This is a genomic window from Faecalimonas canis, from assembly GCF_054601575.1.
In genome coordinates, this window is the sequence record NZ_BAAHSI010000010.1 from 1 (window position 1) to 21120 (window position 21120).

A 21120-nucleotide genomic window follows, 5' to 3' on the forward strand; every position below is an offset into this window, starting at 1 on the left:
TTTTAGGGGCACCATAATTCTGTTTGGATTCATCGTAAATATCCTGAATTTTAGCTTTTACGGCTTCACGTCTTTTTTCCGTATTAGAAGGAACACGTTTTAGCCACGCATGATAACCAGAACGAGAAACGCCAAGATGTTTCAACATTCCGGAGACAGAAACTCGGCGCTTCGCCTTATGGGCAGTTTCTGCCATCTCCGTAACTTTGAGATAAATGGCTTGTGTCATTTTCCCAGAATGTTGATTGCTTTTTTTAATACTTCAAGGGCATCCTGTGCATCTCGTAATTCTCGTTTTAATCGTGCGATTTCTTTTGCTTCATCAGAAGCATAGTTACCGGAACCACGACTTTCAATATCACCTGTTTCGCGCAGTTCTTTCTGCCAGCGTGATAATGTCTGCTGACTGATTCCTAAATTTGTAGCACAGCCCTGCAGTCCTAAGTTCTTGTGATCATGATAATACTGGACTGCATCCAGCTTAAATTGTTTGTCATAGTGTTTTGCCATAATGAGATCCTCCTTCAGTGCGGTACTTACATTGTACCATGATTTTTCTTATAAGGAATTCTCATTTTGACTTGTACTATTTATATTCTAACACAAGATAATAGAATGAAGTTACAAAAAGAAGTAACACAATATTTGGAATATTGTGAGTTTAGAAAAGTGTTAGACAGAAAGACGATAAAGGCGTATAGAATTGATTTGAAACAATATTTTGAATTTTTGAAATGTGACGAACCTAACAAAAATGAAATAGAAAAATATATTACAGAGTTACATAAAAATTACAAACAAAAAACAGTAAAGAGAAAATTAGCCAGCATAAAAGCATTCTATAATTATCTTGAAGAGGAAGAAATCATTACGGAAAATCCATTTAGAAAAATAAAAGTGAAATTTAAAGAAACAGTTGTATTACCGCGAATTATTCCGCGAAATGATATTGAAAAACTTTTGAAACATATGTATAACGGAAAGAGAAAGCAAAAAGAAAAATTTTGGTTAAGGGATATAGCGGTAATAGAAATGTTTTTCGCTACAGGTGCAAGAGTATATGAAATATCAAATTTGACGAGAGAATCGGTAGATTTAATTTCAGGTGTGATCAGAATTATGGGAAAAGGTGGTAGAGAAAGATATATTCAGATTTCAGAGCCATCTGTATTGAGAGTTCTTAGAAAATATTACTATGAGAATGAAAAGGAAATAAGGGAAAGTGGATACTTTTTTGTTAATCAGATAGGCGGTCGATTTACAGAACAATCAATCCGAATTATGCTTAGGAAACATGCTAAAATAGCAGGAATAGAAATTAGAATTACTCCACATATGTTTAGACATTCATTTGCTACGTATTTAATTGAAGAAGGGGTGGATGTAAGTTGTGTGCAGCAGATTTTGGGACATAGTTCTATTAAAACAACACAGATTTATATTCACATTGCAACGAAGAAACAATTAGAGATATTGAAAGAAAAACATCCTAGAAAGTTTATGAATGTGGATATGGTTGCGGCATAATAAATAGAAAATAGAGTTAGTCATATAAAAATGTAAGACCAGCGTAACGGTGGTTTGTTTTTTATGGAATAGAATAGATATTTTTCAATATTGAATTTTCCGAAAAAACATATCAAAATTTTGTGACATATTCCAAGTGGAAATCCCATGTTTCTTCTGCTACAATTAACTTATAGAATTCCTCTGCAACGGAGGAAGAAAAATGGGAAGAATAAAACGATTAAAGGAACTCACAATTAAAGATAATTTTATGTTCGGCGCAGTGATGATGAATGAAGATAACTGTAAAGGTTTATTGGAAAGAGTGCTGGAAATACCGATTGAACGAGTAGAAGTGAGCAAAGAAAAGAGTATCGTTTATCATCCCGAGTACAAAGGTGTTCGCTTGGATGTATATGCGAAAGACGATAAGAAAACTCGCTACAACGTAGAAATGCAAGTAAAGAAGAAATCAGCACTTGGGAAACGAAGTCGATATTATCAAAGTCAGATGGATATGGAAATGTTGCTGTCCGGCTCGGAGTATGGAGAACTTCCGAATACATATGTCATTTTTATATGTGATTTTGATTCTTTTGGAGAAGAAAAATATCGCTATACATTTCAAACTATGTGTGCAGAATCTTCAGAAGTAGATTTGGAAGATGGACGTAAAATCATATTTTTAAGTACTCATGGAAAAAACGAAAGTGAGGTTCCGAAGGAATTGGTAACATTCCTGAAATATGTGAAAGAAGACCTTGAGGGAAGTGAAAAGGAATTTCATGATTCATATGTAGAACAAATACAAAAATCTATTTGTGAAATCAAGGGAAACAGAGAGATGGAGGAACGCCTTATGATTTTTGAGGAAATGTTGAAGGAGGAATATGTAGCAGGTCAGACAGAAGAGCGGAAAGAGACATTACTTTTATTTTTGCAAAATCTTGGAACAGTTCCAGAGGAACTTTGTAGTCGGATTCAAAATCAACAGGATTTGGAAGTGTTAAAGCAATGGACACAATTTGCATTTCAGTCAAAATCTTTAGAAGAATTTTCAGAGAAAATAAAATCATAATCTAAGAACCTGTAACCATAACCGTTCTGGAAAAGGTTACAGGTAAAACAAAAACAAATCATGCCATTTCAGGCAAATATTCAAGGAAAAAGGCAGAGGAATTCTATGAATACACTTATCAGCAATTTTTTTGGTTATTTACAACTTTATACCTACAGAATTATTCCGATTTTAATAATAGGAGGAATTTTGGAATGTATATTTCTATTTTTTACTTACAAGGGATATATACAATATAAACAAAAAGCATATATTAGAATCATTACCAGTGTTCTTTTATCGTTATCAATAGCGCTAATTATTGTGATGACACTTTATGGAAGGCGTCCGGGAATAGAAAGTGAATATAGATTTCAGATGTTTGCGTCTTATATAGAGGCTTTTAGAGAGAAAAACACAGAGGTTTTACTACAAATTATTATGAATATTTTTATGTTCATTCCAGTTGGATTGTTATTGCCGTGTTGTTTTAAATGGTTTGAAAAGAATAAAAGGGTGTTCTTGCTTGCTATAATATTTTCGGGATTTATCGAATGTACACAGGGAATATTTAAAATGGGAATGTTTGAGGTAGATGATATTTTAGGAAATGTTTTTGGGGCAGAGGTAGGCTTTTTCCTTTTTTATCTAGTGAGTAAAATCTATCAAAAATTTGTGGTATTTCACGAATAGAAAAATGCTTTTTGTTCTGCTACAATAGAATCTATGCTATAATTTTCCATGACAAAAACGAAAGAGAAGGGATATGTTCATGAAGAAAGCGATATTTACAATATTTGTTGCTCTCTGGATGGGAGTTATATTTTGGTTTTCAGCACAGCCGGCAGTGGAATCGGCTAAGATGAGTCATTCAATAGGAAAGATAATTGGGGAAGCGCTCGTACCGGATTTTAAAACATTTTCTCCTGAAGAGCAGGAAGAGATAGCGGAAAAGATTGATTATCCAATTAGGAAGGCGGCACACGCAATGGAATACGCAGTGCTTGGCGGTTTACTTGTGCTGATGTATGGCAGTTATGGTATTATAGGAAAGAAAGGGATGGCATACGGTATTTTAACAGGAGTGGCGTATGCGATGACAGATGAGATACACCAACTATTTGTTGCGGGAAGAAGCTGTCAGGTAACAGATGTGTTAATTGACAGTTCGGGAGTAGTTTTTGGCAGTATTGTTGGTGTATTGATTTTTATTTGTACAATAAAACAGAGGAGAAGGTAACATACCTACTCCTCTATTACATGGATTTCTAAATAGTCAAAGTCAATGGAATCTACAAAATTATCCTGATAAAATCTTGCTTTATCATGTTTTTTAAATTCTGCGATTGTAGAGTCCAGCCAAATCGGTTTACTTAAATCGAATGTGTAACAAATCTCATCTAAAGCGTTAAATATTTTATGTGTTCTTGTATCTGAAGAATCGTCACAAATGACGGTATCCTGAAGCATTCGATTGTCTTTAAATATTTTTCCCCAAAGGCGAAACATCATTATTCCTCCGTTTATGTGTATGATAAAAAGGATTATAACATTTCAAGACTTGTTTTTCCAGTATATATGTTGTATTAATATAAAAAGAAAAAGTGTGAAGAGGAGAAGGGCATGAATTGGCTGAAGAAAATATTAGATAAAATTTTTATTGATGGTTTAAGTGGAATGGCACAGGGATTGTTTGCTACATTGATCGTGGGAACAATTGTACAGCAGATAGGAACACTTATTGGAGGAGAAACAGGTAATTATATTTTTCTTGTCGGAAAGGTTGCAGCGTCACTTACGGGAGCCGGAATAGGTGTGGGAGTGGCACATCGTTTTCAGGAAAGTTCTCTTGTTGTATTGTCGGCGGCAGTAGCCGGAATAATTGGCGGATATGCAGGTAATCTTTTGGCAGGAAGTATGGTTTCGGGAGGAAATGTTATACTGGCAGGTCCGGGAGAACCACTAGGGGCTTTTATTGCAGCGTTTATAGGCATTCAGGCTGGACATCTAATAGCGGGTAAGACAAAAATTGATATTTTGCTCACGCCCCTTGTTACAATTGGAGTTGGTGCAACAACAGGAGTTCTGGTAGGGCCTTCCATTTCTAAGTTTATGATGGGATTAGGCGATATGATAAACTGGGGAACAGAACAGCAGCCACTGATTATGGGGATGGTTGTTTCTGTTTTAATGGGAATGGCACTTACACTTCCAATTAGTTCTGCGGCGTTAGGTGTTATTTTAAATCTAAATGGACTGGCGGCAGGGGCAGCGACCGTTGGATGTTGCTGTAATATGATTGGATTTGCTGTGGCAAGTTTCCGAGAGAATAAAGTAGGAGGTCTTTTGGCACAGGGGATAGGTACTTCTATGTTACAAGTGCCGAATATCGTGAGAAATCCGCTTATTTGGCTGCCGTCTATTTTGTCCAGTGCAATTTTAGGTCCGGTAGGGACGATATTTTTACATATGACAAATAACGCTACGGGATCGGGAATGGGAACAGCGGGACTTGTTGGGCAGATTATGACCTGGCAGACAATGACAGTAGCAGAACCTTCTACAATAGTAATCATTAAGATTGTAGCGATACAGATTTTACTTCCGGCTATTGTTACCGTATGTATTTCTGAATTTATGAGAAAGAAAGGCTGGATTAAGTCGGGGGATATGAAACTTGATTTGTAGAAAGAGGGAGATAATGAAGATGAATACAGGGTTGATACATATTTATTATGGGGATGGTAAAGGGAAAACAACAGCTGCGGTAGGACAGGCAGTACGTTCAGCAGGATACGGATATAAAGTATTGTTTTATCAGTTTTTGAAAGATAATGCTTCCAGTGAAAGAAATGGGTTGGCACAAGTGGAAAATATAACATGTATGAACGGTCGAGAAGAAGTTAAATTTTCTTTTCAGATGAATGAAGAAGAGAAAGAGGAAGTGCGTAACTATAATAAGGAACAGTTACAAGGACTGAAACGGGAAGTAGAAAATTATGATGTTTTAATTTTGGATGAGGCAGTATGCGTCACAGGAATTGGTTTATTAGAGGAAAAAGAATTAATTAGTTTTTTGAAAAATAAACCGGAAAAGTTGGAAGTGATATTAACGGGACATACGGTTTCGGATACCTTATTAGATATTGCGGATTATGTAACAGAAATGAAAAAAGTAAAGCACCCTTTTGATAGAGGAATTGTAGCAAGAGAAGGAATTGAGATGTGACGGTATCTTAAAAAAATGTGAACTTTATGACAGACTTTGCATAGTATGATATACTGAGTAAAGTTGATAAACTCTTCAAAGTCGGGAGGAAATACAAATGCAGGAAGCAAGAGAAGCGATTCGAAATTATGATGATGTGGATAGTTGGAAGACGGTCATGTTTTTATACAATTCCGCTTTGAAAGAAGTGGGCACAAAATTGGAAATTTTAAATGATGAATTTAAACATGTGCACAGTTACAATCCGATTGAGCATATTAAGACAAGAATTAAGACTCCGGAAAGTATTGTGAAGAAATTGAAAAGATATGGACATGAGATTTCTATTGATAATATGATTCGATATATCAATGATATTGCGGGGGTACGTTTGATATGTTCTTTTACATCTGATATATATAGGTTGGCGGCGATGATAGGAAATCAGAGCGATTTGAAAGTGCTGACAATTAAAGATTATATTAAAAACCCTAAAGACAGTGGGTACAAGAGTTATCATATGCTTGTGTCTGTACCGATTTTTCTGTCTGATAGCGTAGTAAATACAAAAGTAGAAATTCAGATTAGAACAATTGCAATGGATTTCTGGGCAAGTTTGGAGCATAAAATTTATTATAAATTTGAGGGAAATGCACCGGAATATATTAGCAAAGATTTGAAAGATTGTGCAGACATGGTATCTATGCTGGACGAAAAAATGTTATCTTTAAATAATGCTATCTTAGAATGTGTAAGACAGAAAAATAAGGAAGATAACAGAATAAAGGGAACTAAGGTGACAAGTCAGGATACGGCGAAACTTGGAGTAGCAGATTAGAAAATATATAGGAGGATGGAATGGATAAAGAGAAGAAAAAGAGGGGAATGGAGCAGTTAATCTATACAGTTTTGGGAGGTTTTCTGTTTGCATTCGGGGTAAACTTAATTATTATGCCGATGAATCTGTATAATGGTGGATTTATGGGAGTTGCACAGTTACTGCGTACTTTTGTTGTAAGTGTGTTGCATATAGATTTGGGAAGTTTTGATTTGGCTGGTATTATTTATTATCTGATTAATATACCGCTGATGTATATGGCATGGAAGAATATTGGAAAAGGATTTTTCCTAAGGACGATTATTTCAGTTACTTTACAGAGTGCATTTTTGACAATTATTCCTATTCCAAAGGAACCGATTATTTCCGATATGCTGACAGCGTGTATTATTGGTGGTCTTGTATCCGGTTGTGGTACGGGATTATTACTTCGAGGAGGAAGTTCCGGCGGAGGTCAGGATATTATCGGTGTGATTTGTGCCAAGAAATACCCGGGATTTAGTGTAGGAAAAATCGGTATGCTGATGAATATAGGAGTGTATGGTATTTGTCTTCTTCTATTTGATGTGGAGATTGTAGTATATTCACTTATATATACGACTGTATTATCGCTTACCATTGACCGTATCCATATTCAAAACATTAATACAAGCGTAATGATTTTTACGAAACAGTCGGGCGTGGCAAAAGCAATTATGGAAGAAACAGGACGAGGTGTTACGAACTGGAAAGGGGTAGGAGCGTACACAAATGAAAATACGGAAGTACTTTCTGTTGTTATTTCTAAATATGAAGTAAATCAAATTAAAAGGATTGTACAGAGAATAGATGAGAACGCTTTTATGATATTTAATGAAGGTTCTTATGTAATAGGGAATTTTGAAAAAAGGCTTTAGGGCCTTTTTTATTTTACATAGATTTAACATAGTTTGCGTTTTAGATTTAACATAACTTAGATAATATACTACTTGTGAAGAAGATATTCAGAATAAAAAGGAGACAAAGAAAATGAAATTAAGAAAATTATTAGCAATAACAGCGATTACAGCAATGACAATTGTATCTGCAGTAGGATGTGGAAACAGTGATAAGAAAGAAGATGGAAAGAAAGCAGAAGGTTGGGATGCAGTGAATGATATCTCAGTAGTTTCCAGAGAAGATGGTTCGGGAACAAGAGGAGCATTTATTGAATTGTTCGGCATTGAAGAAAAAGATGCAAGTGGGGAAAAAGTAGATCATACAACAGAAGAAGCAAGTATTACAAACAGTACAGCTGTTATGATGTCTACTGTGGAAGGAAATGAATATGCTATCGGATATGTATCACTTGGATCTTTGAATGATACAGTTAAATCTGTAAAAATTGACGGTGCTGAAGCGACAGCAGAGAATATCAAATCAGGTACATATAAAATTTCAAGACCGTTTAACATTGTAACAAAAGACAAAGTAAGTGATGTAGCACAGGATTTTATTAATTATATCATGAGTCCTGAAGGACAAAAAATTGTTGAGGAAGCAGGATGTATTCCGGTAGATGATGTAAAAGAATACCAGTCAAATGGTGCGACAGGTAAAATTGTTATCGGTGGTTCTTCATCAGTATCACCGGCAATGGAAAAATTAAAAGAAGCATATTTAGGAGTAAATCCAAAAGCGGAAATTGAAATTCAGACAAGTGATTCAACAACAGGTGTAACATCAACGATTGATGGAGTTTTTGACATTGGAATGGCATCAAGAGAACTTAAAGACAGTGAAGTTTCAAAAGGTGTAAAACCTACAGTAATCGCATTAGACGGAATAGCAGTAATTGCCAATAAAGACAGTGAAGTAAAAGAATTGACAAGTGAGCAGGTAAAAGATATTTTTACAGGTAAAATTGTGACTTGGGATGAGGTAGTAAAATAAGATGAAAAAGGCATGGAAAGAAAAATTCATGCGGGGAGTGTTCTTCACTGCCGCCTGTGCTTCGGTACTGGCGGTAGCTCTCATTTGTATTTTTTTATTTGCAAATGGAGTTCCTGCAATGAAAGAAATCGGATTCGGTGATTTCCTTCTCGGAGAAAAATGGAAACCGGGAAATAATATTTACGGTGTTTTTCCGATGATCATCGGGAGTATCTATGTAACGGTTGGTGCGATTATAATTGGTGTGCCGATTGGAATTTTGACTTCCGTTTTTATGGCAAAATATTGTCCTAAGAAAATCTATCCTTTCTTAAAAGGAGCAACAGAACTGTTGGCGGGTATCCCATCGGTTGTTTATGGATTTTTCGGTTTAGTTGTGATCGTACCGCTTGTTCATGAAATATGTTTGGATTTGAGAAGAGCGGGGATTTTGGAACGTTCAGGAGATGGAAAAAGTATATTTACGGCATCCATATTGCTTGGAATGATGATTTTGCCGACAATCATCGGTGTGACAGAATCTGCTATTCGTGCTGTTCCGGAACAATATTATGAAGGAGCATTGGCCTTAGGAGCAACACATGAGAGAAGCATTTTCAGAGTAGTTCTTCCCGCAGCAAAATCAGGCGTTTTGGCGGGCGTAATTCTTGGTGTCGGACGTGCTATAGGTGAAACAATGGCGGTTATCATGGTGGCGGGAAATCAGCCAAGAATGCCGGAAGGAATTATGCAGGGTGTCAGAACATTGACGGCAAACATCGTAATGGAAATGGGATATGCAGCAGATTTACACAGAGAAGCATTGATTGCAACGGCAGTTGTTTTGTTTGTATTTATTCTAATTATTAATTTATGTGTATCATTATTAAACAGGAGGTCACGCAATGTCTAAGTGGAAAAGTAAATTACGTTCTTATTTAAAAACGCCGGCCTCTTTTATTGGAATGATATTAGTTATGCTATCAGCGCTGATTACGTTTTCGGTGTTGCTATTTTTAATTGCCTATATTTTAATAAAAGGGCTTCCGCATTTATCAGCAGATTTATTTGCCTTGAAATATACGAGTGAAAACGGTTCGCTTATGCCGGCACTTCTTAATACACTGTTTATGACATTTTTATCTCTTATTGTCGCAGTGCCTTTAGGAATTTTTTCAGCTATATTTTTAGTGGAATATTCAGGAAAAGGAAATAAGTTTGTGGACATTATCCGCATTACTACAGAAACTTTATCGGGTATTCCGTCTATCGTGTACGGTCTGTTTGGTATGTTGTTTTTTGTATCCACTTTGAAATGGGGCTATTCCCTTCTTTCCGGGGCATTTACGCTGGCAATTATGATTTTACCGTTGATTATGAGAACAACGGAAGAAGCATTAAAGTCAGTTCCGGATACATATAGAGAAGGAAGTTTTGGACTTGGAGCAGGTAAACTTAGAACCGTATTTCGAGTTGTTCTGCCAAGTGCGGTTCCGGGGATTTTAGCCGGAGTTATTCTTGCAGTCGGAAGGATTGTCGGAGAAACGGCGGCATTGATTTATACGGCGGGAACTGTGCCGGAGATTGCGGCTAACCCTATGGATTCAGGAAGAACTCTTGCCGTGCATATGTATAATCTGTCGAATGAAGCGTTGTTTGTGGATAAGGCATATGCAACAGCAGTTGTTCTGCTTATCATGGTAGTTGGAATTAACTGTTTGTCAGGATTTATAGCAAAGAAGATTACGAAAGGAAGAAATAATGAGTAAAATAAGTATTCAGAACTTAGATTTACACTACGGAGATTTTAAGGCACTAAAAAATGTAAGTTTAGATATAGAGGAAAATAAAATTACGGCATTTATCGGACCGAGCGGTTGCGGTAAATCAACATTGTTAAAATCATTAAACAGAATGAATGATTTAGTGGAAGGATGCAAAATTGATGGAAAAATTTTGTTGGATGGAGAGGATATTTACGGAAAAATGGATGTGAATTTACTCCGAAAAAGAGTTGGTATGGTATTTCAAAAACCAAATCCATTTCCAATGAGTATTTATGACAATGTCGCTTTCGGACCAAGAACTCACGGAATTCGTTCTAAAGCAAAATTGGACGATATTGTTGAAAAGTCACTTCGCGATGCGGCGATTTGGGAGGAAACAAAAGACCGACTGAAAAAGAGTGCATTAGGTATGTCAGGAGGACAGCAGCAGCGACTTTGTATTGCAAGGGCATTAGCTGTACAGCCGGAAGTACTTCTTATGGATGAGCCGACTTCGGCGTTAGACCCGATTTCTACATCAAAAATAGAAGACCTTGCGATAGAATTGAAAAAAGACTATACTATTGTCATGGTTACCCACAATATGCAGCAGGCAGTGCGTGTTTCGGATAATACGGCATTCTTCCTTCTCGGAGAAGTGATTGAATATAATGATACGGAAAAACTATTTTCAATACCGTCTGATAAAAGGACGGAAGATTATATTACGGGGAGGTTTGGTTAGAAATGAGAAACAAATTCGATATGCAGTTGGATAAAATGAACAGGATGCTTGTGGAAATGGGGGGACTGTGTGAAAAAGCGATTGCAAACGCAACGAAAGCGGTAGCAGACGGCAATCTTGAAATGGCAAAAGTCGTTATTGGCGAAGATGAAGAGATTGACCAGATGGAAAAAGACATTGAAAGACTTTGTTTGAAATTGCTTTTACAGCAGCAGCCGGTTGCAAGAGATTTGCGTCAGATTTCAGCAGCGTTGAAAATGATTACGGACATGGAACGTATAGGCGATCAGGCATCAGATATAGCGGAAATACTTATCTCTGCTCATGCAAGCCAATCATCGCCTATTCCTTATCTGACAGATATGGCTGCGGCTACAAGTAAAATGGTAACAAAAAGTGTACAGGCTTTTGTGGAGAAAGATTTGGAACTCACAAGAAAAGTTATTTTGGCAGATGATAAGGTGGACGAATTGTTCGATAAGGTAAAAGAAAAATTAGTTTCTTATTTGGCGAAAAATGATAATTCGGGTGAGAGAGCGATTGATATGCTTATGATTGCAAAATATTTGGAGCGTATCGGAGACCATGCGACAAATATTGCCGAATGGGTTGAATTTTCCATTACAGGTGTGCACCGTGAGCAGAAAGAACACGAAAAAGTAAGGAGAACAGAATGATATATTGTGTAGAAGACGATAGTAACATTCGGGAGTTAGTTGTATACACATTGGAATCTACAGGGATGAAAGCATGTGGATTTGAAGATGGAAGAGCATTTATGGAAGCTTTGGCGTTTGAAACGCCAGAGCTTGTTTTGCTTGATATTATGCTTCCGGGTGAAGATGGAATAGAGATATTAAAGAAACTTAGAAAGAGTGCGAAGACGAAAGACATTCCTGTCATTATGGTAACGGCAAAAGGGTCGGAATATGACAAGGTAATCGGATTGGATACCGGTGCGGATGATTACATTACGAAACCGTTTGGGATGATGGAACTTGTATCCAGAATTAAAGCAGTTCTTAGAAGAACAATGCGTGAAAAAGAAGACACGAAGTATCAGATTGGAAATCTTTTGATTGATGTGGAAAAACATAAGGTAAAAGTAGAAGGAAAAACAATTGCCCTGACCTTGAAAGAGTTTGAATTGTTGGAAAAATTGATGAAAAACAGGTCTATTGTATTGACGAGGGATAGACTTTTGGAAGAGATTTGGGGATATGATTTTACCGGAGAAACAAGAACTGTGGACGTACACGTTCGGACACTCAGACAGAAGTTGGGAACTGCCGGAGAACTTATCGAAACTGTAAGAGGTGTCGGATACCGGATTGGAGGGGACAATGAAGAGTAGAATACAAAGGAGTATGGTGTTTATCCTTTGCATTACCCTTATGACTACATATGCATTGATAGCAGTTGTTTTATATAACCAGTCATTTGTAAGTCTGAAAGAAGAAGTAGAACAGGAAGCCGATTATATGAAGGCTGCTATTGATATTTCAGGAGAGAGATATTTGGCGGCTATGGATAATGTACGTCAAAAAGCGAGGGTTACGGTAGTACGCCCGAATGGAGAAGTAACTTATGATTCGGGAGCGGGACAGGAAGAACTGGAAAATCATAAAGAAAGAAAAGAAATAAAAGAGGCGCTTAAGGACGGAAAAGGAAGCGATGTCAGAAAGTCTGATACAACGAAAGAGCGTTCCATTTATTATGCAATACGGTTAGAAAACGGAAACGTGCTTCGTGTGGCGAGAACGATGGATAATGTTTGGCCAATGATATTAGATGTTCTTCCGTATATGATAGGAATTGGTATATTGATGATAGCCATTGCATTCCTTTTGGCGAGATGGCAGACGGCGAAACTGATTCGTCCGATTAATGAACTGGATTTGGAAGAGCCTTTGAAAAATGATGTGTATGAAGAATTACAACCTTTAGTGGAAGGATTGGATAAAAGAAATAGAGAAAAAGAAGCAGTAGCACAAATGCGAAAAGAATTTTCCGCAAATGTTTCTCATGAGTTGAAAACACCTCTTACCTCTATATCAGGATATGCGGAGATTATGAAAAGTGGTCTTGTAAAACCGGAAGATATGCAAAAATTTTCTGAGAGAATTTATATGGAAGCAGTTAGATTGATTACTCTTGTGGAAGATATTATTAAGTTATCGAAACTGGATGAAGGGAAAGTGGAACTTGAGAAAGAGGAAGTGGATTTATATACACTGTGTCGCGAAGTATGCAGCAGATTGTCGTTACAGGCAGAGAAAAAGAAAGTAAAAATAGAAGTTATGGGAGAACCTGTTGTCTATCGGGGGATACGACAGATTTTGAATGAGATGATTTATAATCTATGTGAAAATGGAATTAAATATAATATAGAAGGCGGAAAACTTACCGTTTGGGCAGGAAATACACTTCAAGGGAAAAAAATTATTATAACAGATACGGGAATTGGCATTCCTAAAGAGGATAGAGAAAGAATTTTTGAGCGTTTTTATCGCGTGGACAAAAGCCATTCAAAACAAAGTGGTGGAACAGGTCTGGGTCTTTCTATAGTAAAACACGGAGCAATGCTGCATAATGCAGAAGTAAAGGTGAAAAGTGAAGTGGGAAAAGGAACGACAATGGAAATAGTATTCAAGTAAAAAAAAGCGGATAATCCGCTTTTTTTTACATTTATTCTTCTACTACGAATACGTCTTTTCCAAGTCCGCAAATTGGGCATACCCAATCATCAGGAATGTCTTCAAAAGGTGTTCCCGGTGCGATTCCGCCATCTGGATCACCAAGTTCCGGGTCGTATACATATCCACAAGGTTCACATAAATATTTTTCCATTGTTATTACCTCCTAAATTAAATGATATAACTTATCATAACATATTTTTTGAAAAATAAAAGTATTGTATTCATGTAAAGTTAATGATATGGTAAGAAAGTATGGGATTTAACAAATAAAATAAGAGGATAGAAGAATGAAGAAAAAGAGAGATAAAATATTTTTTTGGATTTGTAGTATAATCTGTATTTTTTGTGTAGCATATATCGGGTATTACTATGTACAGAAAGCGGAAAGTAAGAAAGACTACAAAGAAGTAAAGAAAAAGGTTGTAAAGGAGGAAAAAACCGAGGAAGAAAAGGATGAAATTCCGATAGATTTTGCGGAACTAAAGAAAGTAAATGATGAAATATATGCATGGATTCAAGTACCGGATACGAATATTGACTATCCGATTTTGCAGAGTAAAACAGATGATGCCTTTTATTTGGACCATGCTTTTGATAAGAAGTATGATGTGTTCGGTTCAGTGTTTACCGAGAGAATTAATAAGAAAGACTTTACGGATTTCAATACAGTGATTTATGGACATAACATTAAAGATGGTTCATTTTTCCAAAATCTTCATAAATTTGAGGAAGAGGAGTTTTTTAATAATCACGATACCTTTAGTATTTATACGGAAACGGAGAAAAAAACATATAAAATTTTTGCAGCGGTAGAGTATAGCAGTAAACATATTTTATACAATTATGATAATCAAAATCCGGCGGAGAAAAAGGCATTTCTTCAATCTCTTAGAGAATCGAGAAGCATGAAAAATCATTATCGGAATGATGTGACGGTGGATGAAAACAGTAAAATTGTTACACTTAGTACTTGTATACGGAGAGAACCGAAAAAAAGATATATCGTAGTCGGTGTAGAAGTAGAATAAAATAGGTCTAAAAATCATTTTCTTACATATATTAGATATGTGAGAGGTGAGAAGATGACGGAGAAACAGAAAATAGTTTCACAAATGATTTTAATATTTTATATATTTGAAGTGGTTGTATTAAATTTTCGTAGTGCGGAAATGATATTTGATACTGTTATTTCTATATTTCCGATAGGCGTATTTCTTCCGAAGATATGGAAGAGATATCGGCAGGGAAACAGGTTGGTTTACGCAGGAGGCATTTTAGGTCTGGTTTTAGAAATATTTCAGATGATAGGCGGTAGGGCAATACATCCGTTTTGTGCCGTGGCAGCAGGGATAACAGGTGTTTTATTGGGATATATAGCATATTATATCAGTGAAAATGTGTGAAAAGACTTGACCAAAACTCCATAGAGATATTATATTTATTATAGTATCTACAGAAAATTCAGGCAGTAATAGTAAAATGAAAATAAGGAAGGAATTCAAATGAGGAAGTTATTGATTATAGGTGCAGGCGGTTTCGGACAGATGATTAAAGAAACTGCTACAGAATTAGGATACGAAGAAGTGGTATTTTTAGATGATGCGGTAAAAGGGGCAGATGTTATCGGGAAATGTTGTGACTATCAGGCATTTCTCGGTGAATATGACACAGCGGTAGCGGGAATTGGAGATAACGGCGTACGCCTTTATTGGACAGAAAGACTTATTGAAGCAGGATATAATGTACCTTCAATTATTCATCCATCAGCAATAGTCAGCCCAAGTGCAAAAATCGGACAGGGAAGTTTCGTTATGCAAAGAGCGGTATTGAATACAAACGTAGTAATTGAAAATGGTGTTTTAGTCAACAGTGGTGCAGTAGTAGACCACGATTCACATGTGGAAAGCGGGGCACATATTGGTTTGTGCAGTGTTGTAAAGGCAAACTGTACAATAGACAAAAAGAGAAAAGTGGAAGCGGGAGAAGTTGTATTTTCTACAAGAAGAAAGATTGACGGAGTAGATAATTTGAATTTGGAAGATGCACTTTATGCTTTTGGATTTGGACCACAGTGTAGTTATGTGAAACCTTTCGGTGAAGGTCATATTAATGAAACATATGCCGTATATATGCCGGGAGAAGAAGGAGATGAATTTTGTTACATTTTGCAGAGAGTCAATAGCAATGTATTTAAAGACCCTGCGGGCGTAATGGATAATATTTTTAATGTCACAGAATACTTGCGTAATGTAATCAGAGAAGAAGGGGGAGACCCTGACAGAGAAACATTATCTGCAATTAAGACAAAGGACGGTTCGACATATTTTGAGGATAGTGAAGGACAACCATGGAGAAGTTATCACTATATTCCAAACTCTGTTTGCTATCAGTTAGTAGAAGAGCCGGAACAATTTTATCAGTCGGCAAGCAGCTTTGGACATTTCTTAAAACAGTTAGGTGACTATCCGGCTTCAAATTTAAATGAAACAATTCCGGATTTTCACAATACAGAAAAACGTTTTGATGCATTTACATTTGCCTTGAAACGTGATATTAAAAATAGAGCAATTTCCTGTCGTCCCGAAATTTCGTTTGTATTAGATAGAAAAGATGACTGTGGTGTGCTTGTAAAACAGCAGGAAGAAGGAGTTCTTCCACTTCGTGTAACACATAATGATACAAAGTTAAATAATATTTTGTTTGATGCCGATACGGGAAAAGGATTGTGTATCATTGATTTAGATACAATTATGCCGGGACTGGCTGCAAATGATTTCGGTGATTCAATTCGATTTGGTGCGGCAACAGCAGCGGAAGATGAGAAAAATTTAGATTTGGTACATTTTGATATTTCTTTGTACGAAACATATGTAAAAGGATATTTGGAGGCAACAAAAGATGTTCTTACACCGGAGGAAGTTGCAAGTCTTCCATGGGGAGCAAGACTTATGACATTAGAATGCGGAATCCGTTTCCTTACAGATTATTTACAAGGAGATACATATTTTAAAACAGCATATCCGGAACATAATTTAGTACGTGCACGTACACAATTCAGATTGGTTGATGAGATGGAACAGCAATTTGGAAAAATGCAGGAAATCGTGCAGAAGTATTGTTGTTAAGTAAGTTAGATTCCCACGAAAATCATATTATAAGGTGTGATTTTCATGGGAATTTTGTTATTATACACAAATGAAATGAAGAAAAATCAAAGAAATACATAAAATTCATATAATAATATTAGGAAAGTGTGGAAAAAAATAGGGAAATATGCTAAATTATACATAATGCTATTTTAGTTGAAATTTGTGTTTTAACTAAAAAATAAATAGAGGAGGAAAAGAAAGGCAAAATGAAAAAGAGAACAAAATATGCGAAACGTATATTAAGTGGTGCATTGGTAGCTATATTAGCAGCAACGGCAGTACCTTTTCCGAAAGGGATTTCTGCAGAGGCATCGTCGATAGAAACAAAGCAGGAATCAATGCAGATTCGATTTGATGAACCACTTTCAAAAGGAAGACTGACAGGTCAATCCGGAGGGTTTACAGGAGGCGGCAGTGAAACAGACTGGTGGCAGCAATTATCACTTCCGATTGGTAACTCTTATATGGGTGCAAATGTATATGGGGAAGTAGAAAAGGAACATTTAACATTTAATCATAAAACATTGTGGAATGGTGGACCTACAACAGATAAACCGCATACAGGAGGTAATATCAATAAAGTTGGTAATAAATCTATGGCGGAATATTTGGGATCTGTTCAGAAAGCGTTTTTGGATGGAGAAAGTAATGCGTCCGACATGTGTGGAAAGTTAGTTGGACAGAATACACGAGAATATGGAGCTTATCAAGGCTGGGGAGATATTTATCTTGATTTCGATAGAGAAAGTAACAAACAAGAATCAAGTATTATCAGCGATAAAAGTGACAAGATAAAATATGGACAAGGTTGGGGAGAATGGCCACAGCCTACATGGGAGGCCGGCTCAGAACATTATGCGATGAATCCGGCAAGACTGGAAGTAGAGTTCGAAGGAACAGGAATCCAGATGATTGGTGTGCAGTATATTGATATGGGTGATTTTACTGCTACAGTAGATGACACAAAAACAGTTTCAGGCAGTATGTATTCGGAAACAAAGAAAGAGGGCGTTGCTCTTTTTGAAATTTCCGGTTTACAATATGGAAAACATAAGTTAGTTTTTGAGTCTAAGAGTAAAAATGGAAAATCAAAGACTTCTTTTGACTATTTTAAAGTGTTGGAGGGGGAAACAATTGATTGGAATCCAGAGAATACAACAGATAAAGTAACATTTACAGGTGGATGGGAACGCTGGGATAGAACGAATGACTCAGATGCAAATCAATGGTTTGGTAAAGATGAAGTGTTTATCGATCCTTCAAGAGCTGAAAGAGCAACATTAACTTGTAAATTTACAGGAACTGGTTTTGAATTGTTTGGAGCGAAAAGTGATCAAGTTGGAAAATTTCAGTATCAGATAGATAATGGTGCATGGAAAGAAGTGGACACACGCTCGAACACATTTGCAAGACAGCGTTTATTGAAAGTGAATGGGTTGGAGAAGAGAGAACATACATTAACAATCAAAGGAATAAAAAATAATAAAGTTTCTTTTGATGGTATTGTTACCTCAATGGATAAGTCAAAACCGGAGCATACAGAAGTAACAAATTATGAAAGAGCACTTGATATTGATTCCGCACTTGCAACAGTATCTTTTGACAGAGATTATACACATTATTATAGAGAATATTTTGCAAGTTATCCTGATAATGTCATTGCAATGAAACTGACTGCAGAAGCGCTGAAAGGTTCTCAAAAAGAAATGAAACCTTTGGAATTTGAAGTGAGTTTTCCGGTGGATCAGCCTTCAGAAGCAGCCCTTGGAAAAGAAGTGAAATATGAAACAACTGAAGATGGCACAATTGTTGTATCCGGACATATGAGAGATAACGGTCTTTTGTTTAACGGAAGATTGCAAGTTGTTACAAAAGACGGTAAAGTTGAGCAGATAGCAAATAAAGAAGGAACACTTCTTGTATCTGGGGCTACAGAAGTCTATATTTATGTGACAGCAGATACAGATTATAAGATGACATATCCAAAATATCGTTCAGGTATCACTGCGGATGAACTTTCAACTCAAGTAAAAACGGTATTGGACAAAGCAGTAAAAAAAGGATATAAGGCAGTAAAAGATGATGCGGTAGCAGATTACAAAAAGATTTATGATCGTGTGAAATTAGATTTAGGACAGGGAGCATATAAGAAAACAGTAGATGAATTGATTGCATCATATAAGAGTAATAAGGCGAGTGCAGAAGAAAAAGCATATTTAGAAGCAATTTTATTCCAATATGGACGTTATCTTCAGATTTCATCTACAAGAGAAGGGGATAAACTTCCTGCTAACTTACAGGGAGTATGGTTAGACTGTACAGGAAAAGCAAACGCTCCTATTGCATGGGGAAGCGATTATCACATGAATGTCAATTTGCAGATGAATTATTGGCCGACTTATGTAACAAATATGGCAGAATGTGCAGAACCTATGATTAAGTATATAGAAGGGCTCCGTGAGCCGGGACGTGTTACAGCATCCACATATTTCGGTATTGATAATTCAAATGGACAGAAAAATGGATTTACTGCACATACGCAGAATACACCATTTGGTTGGACTTGTCCGGGATGGGAATTTTCTTGGGGATGGTCTCCGGCAGCAGTTCCATGGATGCTTCAGAATGTATATGAGGCGTATGAGTATTCAGGAAATATTGAAAAATTGGAAAAAGATATTTTCCCAATGATGCAAGAACAAGCAAAATTCTATATGTCTATCTTGAAAAAGGTAACAACTGCAGATGGAAAAGAGCGTTATGTAACAATTCCTGCATATTCTCCAGAACATGGACCATATACAGCAGGAAATGTATATGAAAATGTACTTGTATGGCAGTTATTTAATGATTGTATTGAAGCGGCAGATGCGTTAAATGCAAATAAGGCTGGAACGGTTTCGGAAGAACAGATTACACAGTGGAAAGAATACCGTGCTGGATTAAAACCTATTGAAATTGGACAGAGTGGACAAATTAAAGAATGGTATGATGAGACAACTCTTGGACATAATACAAAAGGAAATATTCCTAAGTATCAGAAAGGACATCGTCATATGTCTCATTTATTAGCAGTATATCCGGGAGACTTGGTGACAGTTGATGATGAGAAGACTATGGATGCAGCTAAAGTTTCCTTAAATGACAGAGGAGATAATGCTACAGGATGGGGAATTGCACAGAGATTGAATACATGGGCAAGAACAGGTGATGGAAATCATGCATACAAGATTATTGATTCGTTTATCAAAAACGGTATTTATTCAAATCTTTGGGATGCACATCCACCATTCCAAATTGATGGGAACTTCGGATATACAAGTGGTGTAGCTGAAATGTTATTGCAGTCAAATGCAGGATATATCAATTTACTTCCGGCAATGCCTAAGAATCAGTGGCAATCAGGTTCTGTCAGCGGTTTAGTTGCAAGAGGAAACTTTGTTGTAAGTGAAAACTGGGACAAGGGTGTATTGACAGAAGCGACGATTGAATCTAGAAACGGTGGAGATTGTACAGTACAGGTAAATGGTTGGGAGAAAGTATTTGTACAGGACAGCGAAGGAAAGAAAGTTCAGGCAAAAGAAGTAGAAGGAAAAACAGGAAGAGTTACATTTGCAACAGAGGAAGGCAAAACATACTTCATAACTAAAACAGAAGGTGCGGTAGATTCGGCTACTGTAACATTTACAGCAGAAGGAAAAACAGTAAAAGAAGTTTCTATAGTGAAAGGTGAAACAATCGGAAATGAACTTCCGACAGCACCAGAAAAAGAAGGCTATACATTCAAAGGCTGGAATACTAAGGAAGATGGAAAAGGTGAAGTAGTAACAGAAAAAACAGTTGTAAATGCAGATATGACAATATATGCAATTTATGAAAAGAATGAAACACCAGAACCACAGCCGGAAGAAAAAATGGTAACATTTATAGCGGAAGGAAAATTAGTAAAAGAAGTTTCTATAGTGAAAGGTGAAACAATCGGAAATGAACTTCCGACAGCACCAGAAAAAGAAGGCTATACATTCAAAGGCTGGAATACTAAGGAAGATGGAAAAGGTGAAGTAGTAACAGAAAAAACAGTTGTAAATGCAGATATGACAGTATATGCAATTTACGAAAAGAATGAAACACCAGAACCACAGCCGGAAGAAAAAATGGTAACATTTACAGCGGAAGGAAAATTAGTAAAAGAAGTTTCTATAGTGAAAGGTGAAACAATCGGAAATGAACTTCCGGCAGCACTAGAAAAAGAAGGCTATACA

22 protein-coding genes and 1 pseudogene are annotated in these 21120 nt (G+C 36.5%); 19 read left to right on the plus strand and 4 right to left on the minus strand.

The window, feature by feature from the left end:
• Together ACYPXO_RS03010 and ACYPXO_RS03015 are read right to left on the minus strand one after the other, a co-directional pair.
• Positions 1 to 196, minus strand: a pseudogene (locus ACYPXO_RS03010) (IS3 family transposase); the annotation flags it as partial.
• 29 nt (positions 197 to 225) lie between these two features.
• Complete coding sequence (locus ACYPXO_RS03015) at positions 226 to 510, minus strand: transposase (RefSeq protein ID WP_009261811.1); 285 nt, start codon at positions 508 to 510, stop codon at positions 226 to 228.
• Between the two features lie 105 nt (positions 511 to 615).
• On the opposite strand from ACYPXO_RS03015, the gene ACYPXO_RS03020 reads away from it, so the two are divergent.
• The 4 genes from ACYPXO_RS03020 to ACYPXO_RS03035 all read left to right on the plus strand — a co-directional run bounded on the left by ACYPXO_RS03020 (position 616) and on the right by ACYPXO_RS03035 (position 3803).
• Positions 616 to 1527 carry a tyrosine-type recombinase/integrase gene (locus ACYPXO_RS03020; protein WP_459639210.1) on the plus strand — a complete coding sequence of 304 codons (912 nt, stop codon included), beginning with the start codon at positions 616 to 618 and terminating at the stop codon, positions 1525 to 1527.
• Positions 1528 to 1729: 202 nt separating this feature from the next.
• On the plus strand, positions 1730 to 2584 hold the full coding sequence (locus ACYPXO_RS03025) for an Rpn family recombination-promoting nuclease/putative transposase (protein WP_459639211.1): 855 nt from the start codon (positions 1730 to 1732) through the stop codon (positions 2582 to 2584).
• Positions 2585 to 2773: 189 nt separating this feature from the next.
• Entirely contained in the window at positions 2774 to 3256 is a 483-nt protein-coding gene (locus tag ACYPXO_RS03030; protein ID WP_459639212.1) for a VanZ family protein, read from the plus strand.
• Positions 3257 to 3335: 79 nt separating this feature from the next.
• Complete coding sequence (locus ACYPXO_RS03035; RefSeq protein WP_459639213.1) at positions 3336 to 3803, plus strand: VanZ family protein; 468 nt, start codon at positions 3336 to 3338, stop codon at positions 3801 to 3803.
• 5 nt (positions 3804 to 3808) lie between these two features.
• Here the strand turns inward: ACYPXO_RS03035 and ACYPXO_RS03040 are convergent, their stop codons facing one another.
• Positions 3809 to 4072: a hypothetical protein gene (locus tag ACYPXO_RS03040; protein WP_459639265.1), complete on the minus strand. Its 264-nt coding sequence runs from the start codon at positions 4070 to 4072 to the stop codon at positions 3809 to 3811.
• 114 nt (positions 4073 to 4186) lie between these two features.
• Here ACYPXO_RS03040 and ACYPXO_RS03045 point away from each other — a divergent pair, with 114 nt between their 5' ends.
• The 11 genes from ACYPXO_RS03045 (at position 4187) to ACYPXO_RS03095 (ending at position 13667) form a co-directional block, all read left to right on the plus strand.
• Positions 4187 to 5251 (plus strand): PTS transporter subunit IIC, encoded by a 1065-nt coding sequence (locus ACYPXO_RS03045; protein ID WP_459639214.1) that lies wholly within the window; start codon positions 4187 to 4189, stop codon positions 5249 to 5251.
• A gap of 13 nt (positions 5252 to 5264) precedes the next feature.
• On the plus strand, positions 5265 to 5792 hold the full coding sequence (locus ACYPXO_RS03050; protein WP_459639215.1) for a cob(I)yrinic acid a,c-diamide adenosyltransferase: 528 nt from the start codon (positions 5265 to 5267) through the stop codon (positions 5790 to 5792).
• Between the two features lie 97 nt (positions 5793 to 5889).
• A complete protein-coding gene (locus tag ACYPXO_RS03055) occupies positions 5890 to 6609 on the plus strand; it encodes a GTP pyrophosphokinase (protein ID WP_459639216.1) in 720 nt (239 codons plus the stop codon).
• Positions 6610 to 6629: 20 nt separating this feature from the next.
• Complete coding sequence (locus tag ACYPXO_RS03060; protein ID WP_459639217.1) at positions 6630 to 7505, plus strand: YitT family protein; 876 nt, start codon at positions 6630 to 6632, stop codon at positions 7503 to 7505.
• A gap of 112 nt (positions 7506 to 7617) precedes the next feature.
• Complete coding sequence (locus ACYPXO_RS03065) at positions 7618 to 8520, plus strand: substrate-binding domain-containing protein (RefSeq protein WP_459639218.1); 903 nt, start codon at positions 7618 to 7620, stop codon at positions 8518 to 8520.
• A gap of 1 nt (position 8521) precedes the next feature.
• Positions 8522 to 9412, plus strand: a complete 891-nt coding sequence (gene pstC / locus ACYPXO_RS03070; RefSeq protein WP_459639219.1) for a phosphate ABC transporter permease subunit PstC — start codon at positions 8522 to 8524, stop codon at positions 9410 to 9412.
• Positions 9405 to 10268: a phosphate ABC transporter permease PstA gene (gene pstA / locus ACYPXO_RS03075; protein WP_459639220.1), complete on the plus strand. Its 864-nt coding sequence runs from the start codon at positions 9405 to 9407 to the stop codon at positions 10266 to 10268. Before pstC ends, pstA begins: the two co-directional genes overlap by 8 nt.
• Positions 10261 to 11010 carry a phosphate ABC transporter ATP-binding protein PstB gene (pstB, locus tag ACYPXO_RS03080; RefSeq protein ID WP_459639221.1) on the plus strand — a complete coding sequence of 250 codons (750 nt, stop codon included), beginning with the start codon at positions 10261 to 10263 and terminating at the stop codon, positions 11008 to 11010. Before pstA ends, pstB begins: the two co-directional genes overlap by 8 nt.
• Before the next feature lie 2 nt (positions 11011 to 11012).
• A complete protein-coding gene (gene phoU, locus ACYPXO_RS03085) occupies positions 11013 to 11687 on the plus strand; it encodes a phosphate signaling complex protein PhoU (protein ID WP_459639222.1) in 675 nt (224 codons plus the stop codon).
• The gene (locus tag ACYPXO_RS03090; protein WP_459639223.1) at positions 11684 to 12364 is read left to right on the plus strand and encodes a response regulator; all 681 of its coding nucleotides are present in this window, start codon (positions 11684 to 11686) and stop codon (positions 12362 to 12364) included. Before phoU ends, ACYPXO_RS03090 begins: the two co-directional genes overlap by 4 nt.
• Positions 12354 to 13667, plus strand: a complete 1314-nt coding sequence (locus tag ACYPXO_RS03095) for a sensor histidine kinase (protein ID WP_459639224.1) — start codon at positions 12354 to 12356, stop codon at positions 13665 to 13667. The genes ACYPXO_RS03090 and ACYPXO_RS03095 overlap by 11 nt, the downstream gene beginning before the upstream one ends.
• A 31-nt stretch (positions 13668 to 13698) precedes the next feature.
• Here ACYPXO_RS03095 and rd read toward each other — a convergent pair whose 3' ends face one another.
• Positions 13699 to 13860, minus strand: coding sequence for a rubredoxin (gene rd, locus ACYPXO_RS03100; RefSeq protein WP_459639225.1), 162 nt, complete (start codon positions 13858 to 13860; stop codon positions 13699 to 13701).
• Between the two features lie 136 nt (positions 13861 to 13996).
• Here rd and srtB point away from each other — a divergent pair, with 136 nt between their 5' ends.
• The 4 genes from srtB to ACYPXO_RS03120 all read left to right on the plus strand — a co-directional run.
• Positions 13997 to 14737 carry a class B sortase gene (srtB, locus tag ACYPXO_RS03105; protein WP_459639226.1) on the plus strand — a complete coding sequence of 247 codons (741 nt, stop codon included), beginning with the start codon at positions 13997 to 13999 and terminating at the stop codon, positions 14735 to 14737.
• 54 nt (positions 14738 to 14791) lie between these two features.
• Positions 14792 to 15112 (plus strand): hypothetical protein, encoded by a 321-nt coding sequence (locus ACYPXO_RS03110; protein WP_459639227.1) that lies wholly within the window; start codon positions 14792 to 14794, stop codon positions 15110 to 15112.
• 99 nt (positions 15113 to 15211) lie between these two features.
• Positions 15212 to 16834 (plus strand): PglD-related sugar-binding protein, encoded by a 1623-nt coding sequence (locus ACYPXO_RS03115; protein ID WP_459639228.1) that lies wholly within the window; start codon positions 15212 to 15214, stop codon positions 16832 to 16834.
• Between the two features lie 230 nt (positions 16835 to 17064).
• The coding region (locus tag ACYPXO_RS03120; protein WP_459639229.1) for a glycosyl hydrolase family 95 catalytic domain-containing protein at positions 17065 to 21120 on the plus strand (4056 nt) is incomplete at its 3' end.